The sequence below is a fragment of the Brevibacillus dissolubilis genome (assembly GCF_006170445.1).
GTDB lineage: Bacteria > Bacillota > Bacilli > Brevibacillales > Brevibacillaceae > Brevibacillus_B > Brevibacillus_B dissolubilis.
On the sequence record NZ_VCNA01000001.1, the window covers coordinates 32,948 to 50,948 of the forward strand.

Annotated in this window: 7 protein-coding genes; all 7 read left to right on the plus strand. The window is 48.5% G+C overall.

Annotation, left to right across the window (positions count from 1 at the left end; all coding sequences use genetic code 11):
* Positions 1 to 23: 23 nt before the first annotated feature.
* The 7 genes from FGI41_RS00145 (at position 24) to FGI41_RS00175 (ending at position 17,984) form a co-directional block, all read left to right on the plus strand.
* Positions 24 to 1,157: an acyl-CoA dehydrogenase family protein gene (locus FGI41_RS00145; protein WP_139487899.1), complete on the plus strand. Its 1,134-nt coding sequence runs from the start codon at positions 24 to 26 to the stop codon at positions 1,155 to 1,157.
* Between the two features lie 23 nt (positions 1,158 to 1,180).
* Positions 1,181 to 2,227, plus strand: a complete 1,047-nt coding sequence (locus FGI41_RS00150) for an HAD-IIIC family phosphatase (RefSeq protein WP_139487900.1) — start codon at positions 1,181 to 1,183, stop codon at positions 2,225 to 2,227.
* A 116-nt stretch (positions 2,228 to 2,343) separates the two neighbouring features.
* The gene (locus FGI41_RS00155; protein ID WP_176560043.1) at positions 2,344 to 3,348 is read left to right on the plus strand and encodes a BtrH N-terminal domain-containing protein; all 1,005 of its coding nucleotides are present in this window, start codon (positions 2,344 to 2,346) and stop codon (positions 3,346 to 3,348) included.
* Positions 3,349 to 3,790: 442 nt separating this feature from the next.
* A complete protein-coding gene (locus tag FGI41_RS00160; RefSeq protein ID WP_139487902.1) occupies positions 3,791 to 7,564 on the plus strand; it encodes a non-ribosomal peptide synthetase in 3,774 nt (1,257 codons plus the stop codon).
* 35 nt (positions 7,565 to 7,599) lie between these two features.
* On the plus strand, positions 7,600 to 8,907 hold the full coding sequence (fabD, locus tag FGI41_RS00165; RefSeq protein ID WP_139487903.1) for an ACP S-malonyltransferase: 1,308 nt from the start codon (positions 7,600 to 7,602) through the stop codon (positions 8,905 to 8,907).
* On the plus strand, positions 8,888 to 12,775 hold the full coding sequence (locus FGI41_RS00170; RefSeq protein ID WP_139487904.1) for a type I polyketide synthase: 3,888 nt from the start codon (positions 8,888 to 8,890) through the stop codon (positions 12,773 to 12,775). The genes fabD and FGI41_RS00170 overlap by 20 nt, the downstream gene beginning before the upstream one ends.
* Positions 12,776 to 12,788: 13 nt before the next feature.
* Positions 12,789 to 17,984: an SDR family NAD(P)-dependent oxidoreductase gene (locus FGI41_RS00175; RefSeq protein WP_139487905.1), complete on the plus strand. Its 5,196-nt coding sequence runs from the start codon at positions 12,789 to 12,791 to the stop codon at positions 17,982 to 17,984.
* Positions 17,985 to 18,001: the final 17 nt, after the last annotated feature.

The window sequence follows — 18,001 nt, forward strand, 5'->3', positions numbered from 1 at the left end:
GTCAAGTGAGGTGACCTGATCCGATGAAAACAGAATTGACTGACGAGCAACTGGCCCACAAAGAGGCATTTCGCCGTTTTGTAGATGAAGAGGTGGTGCCGTATGCCCGCGAGCATGACCTTGAAGAACGCCTGAACCCGGCTGTGATCGACAAGGTGATAGAAAAAGGCTATCTCGGCTCGATGATCCCGACCAAATTCGGCGGCACGGGTATGGATATGGTGACGCTCGGTATTTTAAATGAAGAAATCGGCAGAGGGTGTGCCTCCTTGCGTTGTCTCTTGACTGTTCACGGGATGCTCGCCCTTGCCATCCTTCGCTGGGGAACACAACAGCAGCGGACCGATTACCTGCCACGTTTGGCAAAAGGGGAGATCCTCGGTGCGTTCGCTCTGAGTGAGCCCAATGTCGGCAGTGATGCGAAAAGCGTCGAGACCACAGCCGTTCTGGACGGCGACGAATACGTCCTGACCGGCACGAAAAAATGGATCACCATGGGACAGATCGCCGACCTCTTCCTCATCATCGCCAAATGTGAGGGCCAACCTACTGCGTTCCTCGTTGAGCGCGAACGTCCGGGCTTTTGCACAAAAGCAATGAAAGGACTGCTCGGGACACGTGCTACGATGATCGCCGAACTTCATATGGACAACTGCCGGATCCCGAAAGAAAATATCATCGGACGCGTTGGTACAGGTCTGACCCATGTTGGCTTATCCTGCCTCGATTATGGCCGCTACACGGTAGCCTGGGGGTGTGTCGGTACCGCGCAGGCTGCATTTGAAGCAAGTGTGGCTTACGCCCGCGACCGTCAGCAATTCGGCGCACCGCTCAGCGATAACCAGCTGATCCGCAAGATGATCTCCGAGATGACCGTCAACATCAAGGCAGCCCGTCAACTCTGCTACCACGCCGGGTATTTAAAAGAAGTGGGAGACCCCGACACCATCATGGAGACATGGGTCGCCAAATACTATGCTTCTACGATGGTGACCAAAGTAACAAGCGATGCGGTACAGATTTTTGGAGGCAATGGCTGTCTGGATCAATATCCAGTCGAACGTTATTTCCGCGATGCCAAGATCAACGAAATTATCGAAGGCTCCACACAAATGCACGAAATCCTGATTGCCTCTCACATTTTCAAGACGATGTAGGAAAAGGAAGGTGAACATGTGCGATGAAAAAAATCAAATGTGTCATCTGGGACCTGGATCATACCGTATGGAACGGTGTCCTGTTAGAAGACGGTGATAACGTCCAACTGCGTGAGGGAATCGTCGAAATCATCCAAGAATTGGATCGGCGAGGGATTCTCCAGTCGATTTCCTCCCGCAACGAGGAAGAGATGGCGATGGCCAAGCTCAAGGAGTTCGGTCTGGATGAATATTTCCTCTATCCGCAGATTAACTGGAACGCCAAATCATCTTCGATCAAAAAAATCGTAGAATCAATCAATATCGGCATGGATACCATCGCGTTTGTGGATGACCAGCCGTTTGAACGGGAAGAAGTAGGGGCGGCCCTCCCTGATGTACTGCTGATCGATGCCCTTGACACCGACCAGCTCTTGGGCATGCCGGAGATGAATCCGACCTTCATCACCGACGATTCGAAGAACCGCCGACTCATGTATATGAGCGATATCAAGCGCAAAGAGATCGAAGAGAGCTTCGAGGGACCACAGGAAGAATTCCTTGCGTCACTTGGAATGGAACTCACCATCAGCCCCGTCACCACGGATGATCTGCAGCGTGCCGAAGAATTGACCGTCCGCACGCACCAGCTCAATACAACTGGATACACCTATTCGTATGAAGAACTGGATCAATTACGTCATTCCCCAGACCACAAGCTGATGATTGTCGACCTCAAAGACAAATACGGCACCTATGGCAAAATCGGTCTGATCTTGCTTGAATGCAAGGAGGAGGCTTGGTACATCAAGCTTTTGCTCATGTCCTGCCGTGTCATGTCACGCGGAATCGGTTCGATCTTGATCAACTACATCATGCAGCTTGCCAAAGAAAACAATGTCACGCTGCGCGCTGAGTTCGTCAAGACAGACCGGAACCGGATGATGCTGATTACTTATAAATTTGCCGGATTCAAAGAAATGGAAACCAATGGGAATCACATTCTGTTCGAGAACGATCTGTCCCTTGTCCAGCCGTATCCTGACTATGTACAGGTCACCGTAAAAGATACGATTGAGGTTAGCAACTGATGATGAGAACCACAGAACAAGGCTATTCTCTTTACGGAGGGAATAGCCTTGTTCTGCAATAGGTTCGCTGATGTCCAGACGGGTAAGCCAATCTTTTAAAGATGGAGGAAAAAAGCATGTCGATGATTAAGAGCATCCCAGGCATTGAGCCATATAACGAAGTATTCTACCGTAGCTGCTACTATAATTCGTTCATTCCGGTGGTGAAGCAGGCAGGGAAGAGTATATTGCCGTTTTTTATTCATGAGTTCCCTGTATACTCCACGACAGGTGAGCAAGAGATGATCCCGTTCGATGTAGAGTATCAGGTCGTACGGGATTTGAGCCAGTTGCTTGATGAGACTGGTTTTACGATGATGGGTCAGGTCAAGAGCGAGCGGATCAGCGATGACCTCGTAGACGCGATCATGCAAGACCATCCTGTCATTGTCTGGGTAGACAGCTTTTATGAACCATTTCGCAAAGACACCTACCAGAAACGTCACTGGGCCCATAGCTTGCTGGTATATGGATACAACCAGTTTGATGAGACATTTGAAATCATCGAGCACCACCATGCTGACAACCTGACGTACGAGAAACGCAAGCTGGATTTCACCGATATGGAACAGGCTTACGAGGGGTATCAGGAGCAGTTTTTGCGCGGGGAAGAGTACACCTTTTTTGAGTTTGGGCTGAATCAGGACAAGGCGGGTCTGCATCTGGCCGTTGACGAAAACGTGCCACAGTACCGTTTTGTCTATCTGAACAACCTGCAAGATCAAGTCGAGACCATCAACAACGGCATCGAAAAGCTAGTACAGATGGAGGTTTTTTTTGCACAGTTGATCCAAGACGAACAACAGCTCAAAGGTGCAGTCGGACCCCTGTTGGATAAACTGACCACGATCATCAATGCCAAAAAAGCCGAACAATACAAGCTGGCCCAACTACAGGTGGACTCAACGATAACAGATGTACTCAACGAAATCGTGCTGCATTGGAGCTATATTCGGGGTGTCGTCGGCAAATCGCTATATTCCAACGTATTCAAACAGGAAGATTTCCGGCTTGCTGGTGCCAAATTATCTGAGATTGTCGAGTTGGAACGACGTTTCTATCTATTGCTCCTGAAAAAGTAGGGGGTAAAATCGGACGGAACAAGCCCGTGGACTCCGATCTGGGGCTCACGGGTTTGTATCAAAAGAGGAATATTTAATATTCACTTATACTGAAAATACCACGGATCGAAATTTGTAGAAAAATGACTCCCTTATATTGAGAAAGCACATATGAAATGTCAAAAAAGCACTTTCATAATCATAGTTTTCGTGATATTATTTTCATAAAAGTAAATTTTGGTATTATATACATCACACATTTGATTCGGGTAAAAGTACTGAAAATCCAGCTGAATTCCCCAAGATTCGACAACATTTATTTCATTTTTATTGTTCTGAAAATTTCTGCTAGGATGAAAATGGTAGAGCAGAGCTTCCTTGATGAGAAGGTGAGGCTTATGCATCCTTCATGCAAAGTTAATAGGAACATTCTTGAGTTGTGAAAAGTGAGGTTGAACTTTTTATGAGTACGAAGATTAGCAAAAATGATGTAGAAGACATCATAGCCTTGACCCCGCTTCAAGAAGGGATCTTATTTCACTATTTAAGCACTACCGATCATTTCGTATATCAAAATCATTTTATTCTTGATTTTTCTGGTGACTTGGATCAGACGGTCTTTAGACAGGCGTGGGAGCAAGCAGTGGCAGATAATGAAGTGCTCCGAACCGTGTTCCAGTGGGAGAAGCTGCAAAGACCAGTACAGATCATATTGAAGCGAAAAGAGCTTTCTTTTGAATATCATGACTTTTCAAGCAATAGTCCGGCTGTAGCCTTGGATTTATTTGAACAAGTAATGAAAGCGGAAACAAATAAAAAAATGGATCTACAGAAGCAGCCGTTTCGAATCCTCTTGTGCAAAGTGGGGAACCTGCAGTTCAAAATGGCCGTTTCTTTCCATCACATCTTATACGATGGCTGGAGCAACAGCATCTTATTAAATGAATTCTTAGAAAACTATAAATACATCAAAGCAGGTAAAGAAATAGCAAGACATCCGAAGACCAAATACAAAGAGTATATCAAGTGGCGGAATAAGCAAGATAATGAAAAAGGGAAAGCATACTGGAAAGAATATCTTTCCCATTTTTATGACAAGACTCAACTGCTCATCCCCAAGAATACCGAATCGGCAGGCTTCGAATCCAAACCGTTAGAATTTTCCCTGCCAATGCAAACGTTACACCAATTGCAATCGTTTGTGAAAGAACACAATTTGACTATTGCGGTACCGATTTATCTGGCATGGGGAATCTTGTTACAGCGGTACAGTGACAGTGAGGATGTGGTCTTCGGTACGACTGTATCGGGACGAGTTCCTGAGATCGCGGGAATGGATCAGATGGTAGGGTTATTCATTAATACCGTGCCGCTTAGAGTCACGGGTTCAGCCGGAGATGACCTGACCAGCATGCTGCAACAGGTGAACCAAGCCCTGCTGTCCCGTAAAGAGTACGAATACGTATCCCAAGTGGATATCAAAGCAGTCAGTGACATCAACAAGCGTGACCAGCTGTTTGATTCGATCGTCGTCATTGAGAATTATCCGCTCGACAAAAACCGGATGGAGAGCATTCTGGATGATGTTAAGGTTGATTCGTATTCGAACGTTGAATCTACCAACTTTGACCTGACGTTGACGGTTACGCTTGTCGAGCAGATCACACTCAATCTGCAATATAACGCCGAGGTCTATGATGAAACTACAATCAAATTGCTCGTGGGACATTTTATCCATATTCTAAATGATCTCATTACAGATCCGACTAAGCGGCTGACTGAGATCGAAATGATGTCAGAGGCAGAGGTACAGCAGATTCTGCATGACTTTAATGATACTCCATTTCCGTATCCGGATACGACCATCCATAGATGGTTTGAGGAACAAGTCGAGCGCTGTCCTGATCAGATTGCGGTCATTGCTGATGATGGAACCCTTACCTACAAGGAACTCAATGAGAGAGCCAATCAACTGGCCCGTGTCTTGGTGAAGCACGGCAGTGAGCGTAATCAGGCCGTTGCGATCATGGCTGAACGCTCCTTGGCAATGATGATCGGTCTTTTCGCCATTTTGAAATCAGGTGGAGCCTATCAGCCGATCAATCCAAAAGATCCTGTCAGCCGCATCGAAAGTGTGCTGGAGGAAAGTGGTGCTAAGATTCTGCTCACCCAACCACATCTTGTCACTCCGCTCAACTTCGCAGGCTCCGTACTGCTGATCGAAGAGGAAACGGGAGCAGAGGAAGAACGAACGAACCTTCCCTACACCAGTACAGCCGAAGATCTGGCCTATATCATCTTTACGTCTGGTTCAACCGGTAAGCCAAAGGGTGTCATGGTCAAGCACAGTGCGGTTGTCAACGGAACGCATTGGGTGCAGCGGACCTATCCGTTGACAGATACGGATGTGATCCTGCAAAAGACTCCTTTTACTTTTGACGTGTCCGTATGGGAACTGTTCGGATGGTTTTACCATGGAGCCAAGCTCTGCATGCTGACTCCAGGTGGGGAAAAGGATCCAGAAGCGATCGCACAGGCCGTCGCACAGCACCAGATAACGGTACTGCACATGGTTCCATCGGTACTCAACATGTTCCTGACTTACATGGAGGCGAACCCGCAGGGGGATCGCTTGCGTTCGTTACGTCTGGTATTTGCCTGCGGAGAGGCGCTTACCTCATGGCATGTGGAGAATTTTTATCAACAGATGAAGCAGCATGCTGGAATTCAATTGGTGAATTTATACGGCCCAACGGAAGCAACGGTGGCGGTATCTTCCTATGAATGTCCAAAAGACGCTGCCGTACCGCTTGTCGTGCCGATCGGTAAACCTTTTGATAATATTCAACTCTATGTGTTAAACAAGAGGAACCAACTGCAGCCGGTGGGTCTGTTGGGAGAACTGTATATTGCGGGAGACGGTGTGGCAAAAGGCTATATCAACCGTCCCGAATTGACCGAAGAACGGTTTGTTCCCGATCCATTCAGGCAAGAAGGCAACATGTACAAGACAGGGGATCTCGCTCGCTGGCTCCCGGATGGGAATATCGAATACTTAGGCAGGGCGGATTTCCAAGTCAAGATCAGAGGCAATCGGGTAGAGCTGGGTGAGATTGAGTCCAAGCTGCAACAATTGCCTGAGGTCAACGACGCTGTCGTATTGGCTAAAGAGAGTAAGAACGGGGAGAAGTATCTGTCTGCATACATCGCTTCCGATGCTCAACCTGATCTGGAAGCCCTGAAAAAATATCTGGCCTCTCAGGTTCCTGAATATATGATTCCGGCTAAATTCACCGTCTTGGATCAGCTTCCGCTGACACCGACCGGGAAAGTCAACAGAACGGCCCTGATCGAGATCAAAGAGGACGATTTGAATTTGCGTGCAGAGTACGCTCCGGCTGCCAATGAGCTCCAGCAACAGCTGATTGAGATCTGGGAAAAACTGCTGGATACGAAAGTGGGGATTCATGATCACTTTTTTGATATCGGAGGGAACTCCGTTCTCCTCATCCAGCTGCAGGCTCAAATCGAAAAAATCATGCCTGGCAAGGTAAAGGTTACCGATTTGTTCGCTTTGCCTACCATCTCCAGTCTCGCCAAGTTCATCGAGCAGAAAGAAGAGATGCACAAACGCGTGGAACTGACTGGCATTCCGTTCCCGGAAGAGTACTTTGTCACAAATCACAGCAACTCCGAACATAAGCTATTCTCGGTTACGCTCACACAAGAATGGATTGACAAGCTCCAACGTGTGGCTCGGAACACGGAGACGAAACTGACCGATCTGTTCCTCGCCCTGTTCGGTTATGTGTTGCACCGCAGTTCACAAACAGCTGATATCACGGTACAGATGATGCAGGATAACCAGCAACGGATAGCACCTGTCCGCATCGATTTCACTCAGATGCAGGATTTCCAACAATTATTTGGCGCAATCAACCGGGAGCAAGCGTCCATACAGCCGCAGGATACGTATCGCCTCGCTGCGGTTGGAAGCAGTGTAACACGCAGACAGGAGCATGAGCATGAGATCATTCCGTTTATTTATCAGGGTGGCTCATTGGACAATCCGCAAGAAATCCTGCATGTATATGATCTGGTGTTGTGTGTGGAAGAAAGGTCAAACGGATATGCGTTTCATTGTGAATATAACCGTACCAAATTACATCCCGACAAAATGGAGGGACTCCTACAGAACTTTGTCAACATGCTGGAGGTTGTGGCAGAGAAAATGTAGAGGTGGCGTGAGGCTGAAGCACAAGGAGGTATTTCATGGAGCGAACAGCGATTTTATTTCCGGGTCAAGGTTCCCAGTATAGTGAAATGGGCAAAACCTTATATGAAGAATATGACATAGCCAAAAAGACGTTCGAAGAAGCAAATGATACCTTGGGATATGATCTCAAGAAGATTTGTTTTGAAGGACGCCTGAGTCAACTGAACCAAATCGAGAATATGCTTCCGGCCATTTTGACTACGAGCGTGGCTGCTTTTCGTGTTTATATGCAAGAGGTTGGGATTACACCGACGTATATGGCTGGTCACAGTCTGGGTGAGTTCTCTGCATTGACTTGCAGTGGAGCGATGGAGTTTCGTGATGCCCTGCAAATCGTTCAATTCAGAAGTAATTTGGCGAGGAATGTGGCCACAGAACAAGATGCCGGCATGACGATTTTGGAGGGTACGGATTTTGCCAGTGTCGAGGCGGCATGCCAAGAGGCAAGCCAATCGGGAAAAGTCGCTCAGATCGCCTGTGTGAATTCTTCTGATCAGTTCACGATTTCCGGTCATCAGGATGCGATTGAGAAAGCGGAAGACATCCTGGTGACAAAAGGGGCGCGGATTACCCCAATGTTCATGGGAGCCCCTTTTCACAGCATTGTGATGGAGGAAGCGTCTTTATTGCTTAGACGGGAACTGGAGAAGATCACCTTCCATACCTTCCTGTGTCCGGTGATTTCCAATGTGACCGCCACCCCGTACTCTGACACGGCATCCATCATCGATAACCTGACCAATCAACTGATCAAGACGGTGCAATGGAGTAGTATCATGGAATATCTGGAAGCACAGAAACTAGCGGCTGTCGTGGAAGTAGGCCCGCAAAGCATCCTGACCAATCTGTACAAGAACGATCCGAAGGCAAAAGGATTACATATCTTCTCGTTCAATCAGAAAAAAGACAAGCAAATGCTGCTCGATATCCTGACAGGCAAGAAGGAGATGCCTGCCGCGGAAGCACCTGTCAATCAGGTGTCATTGGTAACAAGGTGTCTGCGGGTGGCGATCTCCACCCGTAACCGCAACTGGAATACAGACGAGTACAACCACGGGGTGCTGGCTCCTTATCGCAAATTAAAAGAAATCCAGCAAGAATTGGATACAACCCAAGCGCCACCAACGATGGAGCAGATGAACGAGGCATTGGAGCTGTTATACACGATCCTTTCCACGAAAAAGCTTCCGCAAGAAGAGCAGGTGCACAAATTTAACAAGATTTTGAGTCAGTCGGGATCTTTGGACCTGTTCCCTCATTTTGTCGAAAGGAGATTTATGAAAAATGCCGTCACTCAGCTTTGATGATATTCATTTCGATGCAATCGAAAGTAAACATAAAGTCAACGTAACAAAGGTTTCTCAAAATGATATTGCGATCATCGGGATGTCCGTAAATTTTCCACAGGCCGCGAATATTTTTGCGTTTTGGAACAATCTGCGGTCTGGGAAAGATTGCATGAGGCCGATTCCGAAAGAACGGAAGAGAGACATCGACAATTATTTCAGATGCATCGGTCAAGACCCCAAATCGTTTCAGTATGAAGATGGGGCTTATTTAGACCATCTAGATCACTTTGACTATAAATTTTTCAAGCTTTCCCCAAAAGAAGCCAGCCTGATGGACCCTAACCAACGGCTGTTTTTGCAAGTGGCTTGGGAGACCATTGAGGACGCAGGCTATGCCGGGAGACTGGACGGTACTAGAACGGGTGTCTACGTAGGATTTGGGAACGATGCCGATTATAAAAAAATGATCGCTGACATCGAACCAGACGCACTCTCTTTGGCTGTACCGGGTAACCTGACCTCTATTATCGGCAGCCGGATCTCCTACATGCTGGATCTAAAGGGACCAAGCATGCTTGTCAACACAGCCTGCTCCTCTTCCCTTGTAGCTGTGCATCTGGCATGCCAAGCCATTCGAAACAGAGAATGTGAGATGGCGATTGCCGGTGGGGTACAGCTTCACCTACAGCCGATCAGACAGGCCAAGGTGGGTATCGAGTCGAAGGATAACCGAACCAAAACCTTCGACGACAGTTCTGACGGTACAGGCGGGGGCGAAGGGATCGCTGCCGTACTCTTGAAGCCATTGAGCAAAGCGATTAAGGATCGGGATAATATTTTTGCTGTCATTAAAGGAAGTGCGGTAAACCAAGACGGAAGCTCGGTGGGAATTACCGCTCCAAACGCGGTTGCCCAAGAAGAAGTGATCGTACGTGCTTGGCAGGAGGCGGGCATCGCTCCACAAACCATTACCTATGTAGAAGCACATGGATCAGGTACCAAGCTGGGAGATCCAATTGAGATCGAAGGATTAGCCAGAGCCTTTGGGCGCTATACAGACAGAAAACAATTCTGCGCGGTCGGTTCCGTCAAGAGTAATATCGGGCATCTTGACAGTTCCGCTGGGATTGCCGGTCTCGTCAAAACGGTTCTGTCCCTCCGAAACAAAGAAATCCCACCAAGTCTGCATTTTAACAGACCGAACCGCAAGATCGATTTTGAAGAGACAGCGGTCTACGTGAATGACGAACTGACACCATGGACAGATGATTTGGGTCCCCGCCGGGCGGGAGTCAGCTCGTTTGGTATGAGCGGAACCAACTGTCATGTGATAGTGGAAGAATTCCAGCCGGAAGAGACAGGGACGGATGACGGCTATGCTCAGATGGTTCTGCCTCTGTCTGCCAAGGATACGGAAGATTTGCAAGCCTTGGTACAGGGGTATATCCGTTTTTTGCAGGATCAGCCTGCGGCATCCTTAGCTGATATCAGCTTTACAGCCAGCACTGGCCGGGTTCATTTTGGGAACCGGTTGGCGGTTGTGTTTGATTCCCGGCAGGACCTGCTGGCGAAGCTTACAGCCATCCAACATGGCGGATTCGAAAAGCTTGAGACAACCGGGGTTTTTTACGGTGAGCATAAAGTAGTGGCTGTCAAAAACCAAGAGGCTGATTTCCACGAGCTTACGGAGGCAGAGCAAGCCGTCCTGAATCAAGAAGCCCAACATCTCATCGCCCAACATCCAATTGACCAGGCAGAAATGCTGGAACAGATCAGCCGTCTCTATGTCAATGGTGCAACGGTTGAATGGGAGAGACTGTACGATCTCGATCAGCGAAGAAAAGTGAGCGTGGTGACATACCCGTTCAAAAAGAAAAGATGCTGGCTGAATCTTTCTGCCAAGCTTGCCGAATTGGGGCTGGAAGAGACACCGCACCGTCTGTACAAAACAGAATGGCAACAGGCCAATACCGATGAGCATGGGGCAGGCGCGGTCAAGAACACGGGCCATGTCCTTGTCCTCAAAGACGGCAGCCGCAGATCTGATGACTATGTCAACGAGCTGCGCGAAGCTGGTTTTGGCGTAGTGGAAGCGGAGCTTGGCGACGGGTACAGCAAGATCACAGGAAATCGGTTTACCATCCGCAATACCGAAGCGGATTATGACAAGCTGCTGCTCGAACTCCAACTGGCGCAGGTTCCTCTGACCCATATCGCCCATCTCCTGTCATTGTCCAATGAAAAGGAGATTCAGACGATAGATCAGCTGCGTGACTCTCAGCAGTTGGGGGTATACAGCCTGTTCCATCTGGGCAGAGCGCTTCAAAAAGGCCATGCAGACAAGAGCCTTTCCCTCATACTGATTTCGGATTACGCCCATCAGGTAACCGGCACAGAAGAAAGAATCAATGCAGAGAGCGCCACCTTGTTTGGTCTGACCAAATCGCTCATGTGGGAATGCCCGATGATTCGCTTCCGTTGTATGGATACAGATGATCATACTGACATGCATCATCTGATGAAGGAACTGACTTCAGGGCATACCGAATTCATGGTTTCCTTCCGCCATAATGAAAGATATATCGAAAAAGTAGCGAAAGCGGATCTGTCAGCGCCATCCGATTCCAAAGTGGAGATGGAAAAAGACGGTGTCTACATGATCACGGGTGGTCTGGGCCGGATTGGACGGGAGATTGGGAAATATATCACGTCCCAAGCCCAGGTAAAACTGGTCATGGTCAACCGCACCCAGATGCCGCCAAAAGACCAATGGCAAGCGATTGCCGACGAAGCAACCGATGAAAGCATGACGACAATCATCAAGGATCTGCTGTCCATCGAGCAGTCAGGGTCAACCGTCGCGTGCTACAGCGCAGACATTACCAGCGAGCTGCAGCTGTCTTCTGTTCTGGAACAAGTACGGAAAGAACACGGTCCGCTCAAAGGGATCATCCACAGTGCTGGTGTCGGTGTAGGGATGCAGGGAGCGTTACTGAAGAATGATGACATCCATATTTTCAGCAAAGTGATGGAGCCAAAAGTGGAAGCAACCTGGCTGCTTGATACCCTGACAAAGCAAGATCCATTAGACTTCATGGTCTTGTGCTCTTCTGCGATCACCATGATCGGCGGAAGTGGCAGCGGCAGTTACTCAGCGGCTAATGCATATTTGGATGCGTACTCCGATTACCGGAACAGACAGGGACGCCAGACGATCACGATCAACTGGCCGGCCTGGGATAAAGACGGCATGATTGAGATGGCAAAAATCGACCGTGACAAGCAGCTCTTTGATATCATTTCCCCGGAAGATGCGATCGCAGCGTTTCATAACATCTTGAGCCATCCACAAAACAAAACCATTGTCGGGGAATTAAATGACGCAAGCTCGATCTTTCAGCTTGGCGACTTATTACCGTTTTCCCTTTCTGACGAATTGAAAACCGAAATAGCTAAAAAAGTTGATCCAAAACAGAAATCAACCGCTGTGAAAGCAAATAGAAAATTGGCTCCGGTCAAACTGACAGGCAGAAAAGATCAGAATTTCTCAGAGATTGAGAAAGAAATTGCGACAATCTGGGGAGATGTCCTGGGATTTGAGGAATTCAGCATCTATGATAACTTTTTCGAGATTGGCGGGGATTCCATCTTGATGACCAAGGTTCACGCACAAATCGAGGCCAAATTCCCCGGTCAAGTAAAAGTAACGGATCTGTTTGGGTTCCCGAACATTTCAAAGCTTGCGCAATTCATCGCATCAAACGACACAGCAGAGGTTCCGCTCAACGAAAACCCTGAGGCAAAAGTGGAAATTTCTGATCTCCTCGATCAACTAGAGAACGGCACACTGTCCATGGAACAAGCCCTGGATTTATTCAAATAAAGGGGGGAAAGAAATGAAAGACCAAAAAATTGCCGAGCTAATCTTAGAAAATATCATCTCTGGAAATATCAAGAGAGATGCTGGGATTAAACTGCTGGAAACGATCAAACAGGCTGATCAGGAAGATATCGCGATTATCGGCATGTCTGCCAAGCTGCCACTGGCTAACGATCTGAATCAGTTCTGGAAGAACGTTGAAAACGGTGTGGATTGCATCACCGAGTTTCCAGAGAATCGCCAAGAGGACATGAACTGTTATCATTCTTTTATGAAAAAAGAAACCCCGGATATCCTCGAGGGCGGCTATTTAGACCAGATTGATCAATTTGACTATTCCTTTTTCCGTCTGACTCCCAAAGAAGCTTCCCTGATGAGCCCGAACCACCGTCTTTTCCTGCAGACGGTGTGGGAAACCATTGAAGATGCTGGCTATGGCGGGTCAAAGCTGGTCGGCAGTAAAACAGGGGTGTTCCTAGGATATAGTGCGGATGAAATCTATGACTATAAAAAGATGATCTTTGATGTATCACCAGATTCTCTCTCAGAGGCGATGGTCGGTAATCTGTCATCCGTCATCCCGAGTCGGATCTCCTATTTGCTGGACTTGCGTGGGCCAAGTATCACAGTGGATACAGCCTGTTCTTCCTCCCTTGTCGCAATCCATATGGCGTGCCAGTCGATTAAGAATGGCGAATGCGATATGGCATTGGCAGGCGGCGTCCGAATTCATCTGATGAGACTGAAGGGTCTCGTCGATCTGGGAGTACAATCTCCCACCGGACGTACCAGAAGCTTTGACGATTCTTCCGACGGTACAGGCAGCGGAGAAGGTTCTGCGGCCATTCTGTTAAAACCACTCCGGCAAGCCATTAAAGATGGCGATCACATCTATGCTGTCATTAAGGGAAGTGCGACGAATCAAGACGGGGCCTCAGCAGGGATCACCGCTCCCAACGCAGTGGCTCAGGCAGAAGTCATTGCGGAAGCCTTGAAAAATGCAAGAGTGAATCCGGAGACGATTTCCTACATAGAAGCGCACGGAACAGGTACAGAACTGGGAGACCCGATCGAGATCGAAGGGATTAGCCGAGCGTTTAAAAAATGGACGAACAAACGGCAATTCTGTGCTGTCGGATCTGTCAAAACCAACATTGCCCATCTGGACCACGCAGCAGGGATCGTTGGACTGATCAAAGCAGTACTGATGCTCAAAAATAAGAAGATTCCACCCATTCTCCACTTCAAAACGCCGAACCGCAAAATTAACTTTGAAGAGACACCAGTCTTTGTCAATGAAAAGCTGGTGGATTGGGCTGAAGCAGCGGAGCATCCGAGAAGATGCGGTGTCAGTTCTTTTGGCATCAGCGGAACCAACTGCCACATGATCCTCGAAGAAGCGCCAAAGGCTGAGCCCACCGAGTCTTACAACCTGATGGCCCAAGGGCTTCATATTCTGACCCTGTCCGCGAAAAATCTACGTTCACTGGAAAAATTACGGGAGCGCTACAGTCGATATGTAAAAGAATGCAGGGACGTGAATCTCAGCGACCTATGCTACACATCGAACACAGGTAGAGGCCATTATCAATACCGGCTGGCGTTCTTGGTGAATGGGATGCGCGATCTGCAGGAAAAATTGAATCAAATCGACTTGTACAGCCAATCTACTACGGTCTCTGGCGTATATCTGGGAGAGCATAAGCTTGTCTCAGGGAAGAAAGCAACCAAAAGTGAAACCGAACTGACCCAACAAGATATTCAAACTATCACAGATCTAGCGACGGAAAAGGTTGTCCAATACCGGCAGGACAACAACGGCTCCGCAGAGCAACTGCATGAACTGTGCGAGCTGTATGTAAAAGGGGCGAATGTCGACTGGGAGCAATTCTATGAACCCGAGCAACATCGCAAGTTGAGCCTTCCCGTCTATCCATTCTCAGATGACAGATGCTGGATTGAGATTCCGTTGCAGGAGAACCCGGTTCCATTGGGTCACCAGATCACATGGGTCGCAGAGTCAGCGGTAGCTTCGACTGATGTGACTGCATGGGGAACGGTACTGATCATGCGCGGTGTAAGCAAGACCGTGGACGAACTGAGCCAGACACTTGTGACTGCCGGTAAACGGGTGATCACAGCAGAGTGGGGCGATACGACGAAACAGTTTGACGCAGATCATTACCAGATAGACGGAACGCCTGAAGGATTTGATCTGTTGGCAGAATGGATACAGGCAGCAGGTGTCACTCACATCATTCACGCGTTGACATTGGGTGAGTCAGAGACAGCCGGGCAGCTTGACCGATTTACTCTCGATCAGAGCAAGGGAGTGGATTCCCTTTTTCATCTGACCCAATCACTCCTGCGCTCACATGTATCCAACGTGCGTCTATTCTTGTTGGGAGAACAGGTCTATCAGGTGACGGGAAAAGAGAGTCGTCTGGCACCAGGCGCTTCTACTCTATTTGGATTGGCGAAAGTGGTGGGCGAAGAGTACCCGCAGTTTCCTGTCAAATCAATCGACGTGGATGCTTCTGCAGACGCAGGGCAGTTGATCGCGGAGATGAACAACGATGTTCGCGTGTATCAGGTGGCGTATCGGGATCACAAACGGTACGTGGAAGAATGCCGTCCATTGGATCAAACCGGACTGGCCTCGTCAGCAGGCGTGCCGCCGGTCAAAGAAGACGGTGTCTACGTAGTGACGGGCGGTATGGGCGGCATCGGGTATGAGATTGCGACATGGTTGACCCGGCAGGCACGGGTTAAGATCGCCTTAATCAACCGTAGCCCGCAACCCGATCTCGACAAGCTCCGCTCCTTAGAGGCATCTGGTTCACTCGTCCAGTATTTCCGTGCCGATGTGGCTTCCTACAGCGAGATCTCAGAGGCACTGCAACAGGTTCGTGAAGCATTCGGTCCTGTGAATGGTGTCATTCATGGCGCAGGGGTTGCAGGCGATGGCTACCTGATTCGCAAAGATTACGCCACGTTTGCTGGTGTGCTGTCTCCGAAGGTACGGGGTACATGGATTCTCGATCAGTTGACCCAAGGTGATCCACTCGACTTTTTCGTCTTGTTCTCATCCACGAATACGATGATGGGTGTACCGGGGCAGAGCGACTATACGGCGGCGAACAGCTTTTTGGATGCGTATGCCGCTTACCGTACCCGTCAAGGAAAACGGACATTAACCATCAACTGGCCGGCTTGGAAAGAGACAGGCATGGCAGCTCGCTACGGAATGAATCAGGATTACATTCTCAAAGCAATTGAGACAAAGAAAGCGGTCGACATCTTCGGTCGACTGCTTGCAAGTAACCTGACCAATGTGATGGTTGGTGAATTTGTACCTGGAGGCACTTTCCTCGGACGAGGAATTGAGCAGATTCCTGTACGATTTGCCCCAGAGCTCGTCCAGTCCCTCAACACCCAGAAGACTGTCGGTACGATGGCGGGGACAACTGGTGAGGTGACAGATTCGATCAGCAACATCCAAGAACAGCTTCCAACCGCCGTGGACGAAAATACTCCGATCCTGATTGCTGCCACCACGCTTGTCGGACGGGATGATGGCTCTTATACGGTCATGGAACAAAAGCTCGGGGATGTCTGGGGCTTCGTCTTAGGATTTAAAGAGATCAATGTCTACGACGACTTTTATGATCTCGGAGGGGATTCGCTAGAGGCTACGAGAATCATCAATCTCTTCCAAAAACAAGAGGGGATTACCATCGAGATGTCCGACTTTTTCAGTTGCTCCTCCCTGATGGAGCTTGCGAGCTGTGTGGAGACAGATTATGTGAAGCAGACAGAAAGCAAACCCGCGAAAAAGTATCCGCTCATCACAAAAGTAGCGGAACAGGAATATTACGCGCTCTCGTCTTCACAGAAGCGGTTGTTCATTCTCAATCAACTGGACAAGCAAGTAACCCAATATAATGAAGCGGCAGTCTTTAAGGTGATCGGCAGACTGGATCAACCCAAGTTTGAGGGCACGATTCACAAACTAATTGCCAGACATGAGATGCTTCGGACATCATTTGAACTCATTGACGGTACCCCGGTGCAACGTGTCAATCCAACCGTGGATTTCCATATCGATTATGCTGACGCAAAAGAGTCTGAGATTCAGTCGGTCTTTACCCAATTTATCCAACCGTTTGATCTGAGCCAAGCACCCCTGATGCGGATCAAATATGTGAAGGTAGCGGATGATCAAGGCTACTTGATGTTTGATATGCATCACATCATTAGTGACGCGGCTTCAGCTGATCTGTTCATTCGGGAGTTTGTCCAGCTGTACCAAGGCTTGGATCTCCCGGCATTGCCTGTTCAGTTCAAGGATTATTCTCAATGGCATAATGATTTGCTCCACCATGATTTCATCAAGCAACAGGAAACTTACTGGTTGCAGATCTTTTCTGATAAAGTACCAGTCCTGCGGTTGCCGCTGGATTATGCCCGCCCTGCCACACGCAGCTTTGAGGGGGAGAAGGTCAGCCTCACGGTAGAGCGCCAAAGCCTTGAAGCAATCAGAGTAGTGACACAGGAAACGGGCATCACGATGTTTATGTTTATGCTGGCCGCTTACAACATCGCCCTGGCTAAATTCACCAACCAGGATGACATTGTCGTCGGGACGCCAGTCGCAGGCCGACCTGATGAAGTGCTGGAGAACGTGATCGGTGTGTTCATCAATACGCTGGCCTTGCGCAATAAGCCGGTGGGAACCAAGCAGATCAGAGCATTCCTGCAAGAAGTGAAGACCCATGCATGGAATGCCTATGAGAATCAGGATTATCAGTTCGAAGATTTAGTCGACCAACTCTTGATCCCAAGAGATCCAAACAGAAATCCGCTGTATGATACCATGCTGTCCTTTCATCCGTACAATCTGGCTTCCATCACGATTGGTGACATGCAATTGATCCCCTGTGAAATGGACAGAGACACTACCAAATTCGATCTGGAACTCAGAGTTGTCGAAGAGAAGGATCAAATGCTCATGGAACTGCAATATTCCAAGGCATTGTTCAAGAAACAGACCATGGAACGTCTGCTGAAGGGACTTGCCCATATCATGGGTCAAATGGTGAATAGTCCGGACACCGAAATCTCACAGGTATCCCTGTATGATGAACAGGAAGCAAGCCTTGTGTCAGAAAAACTGAAGTCTATGCAGGACTCTATTCTCAGCGATTTTTAAGAAAACCAAGTACAGAA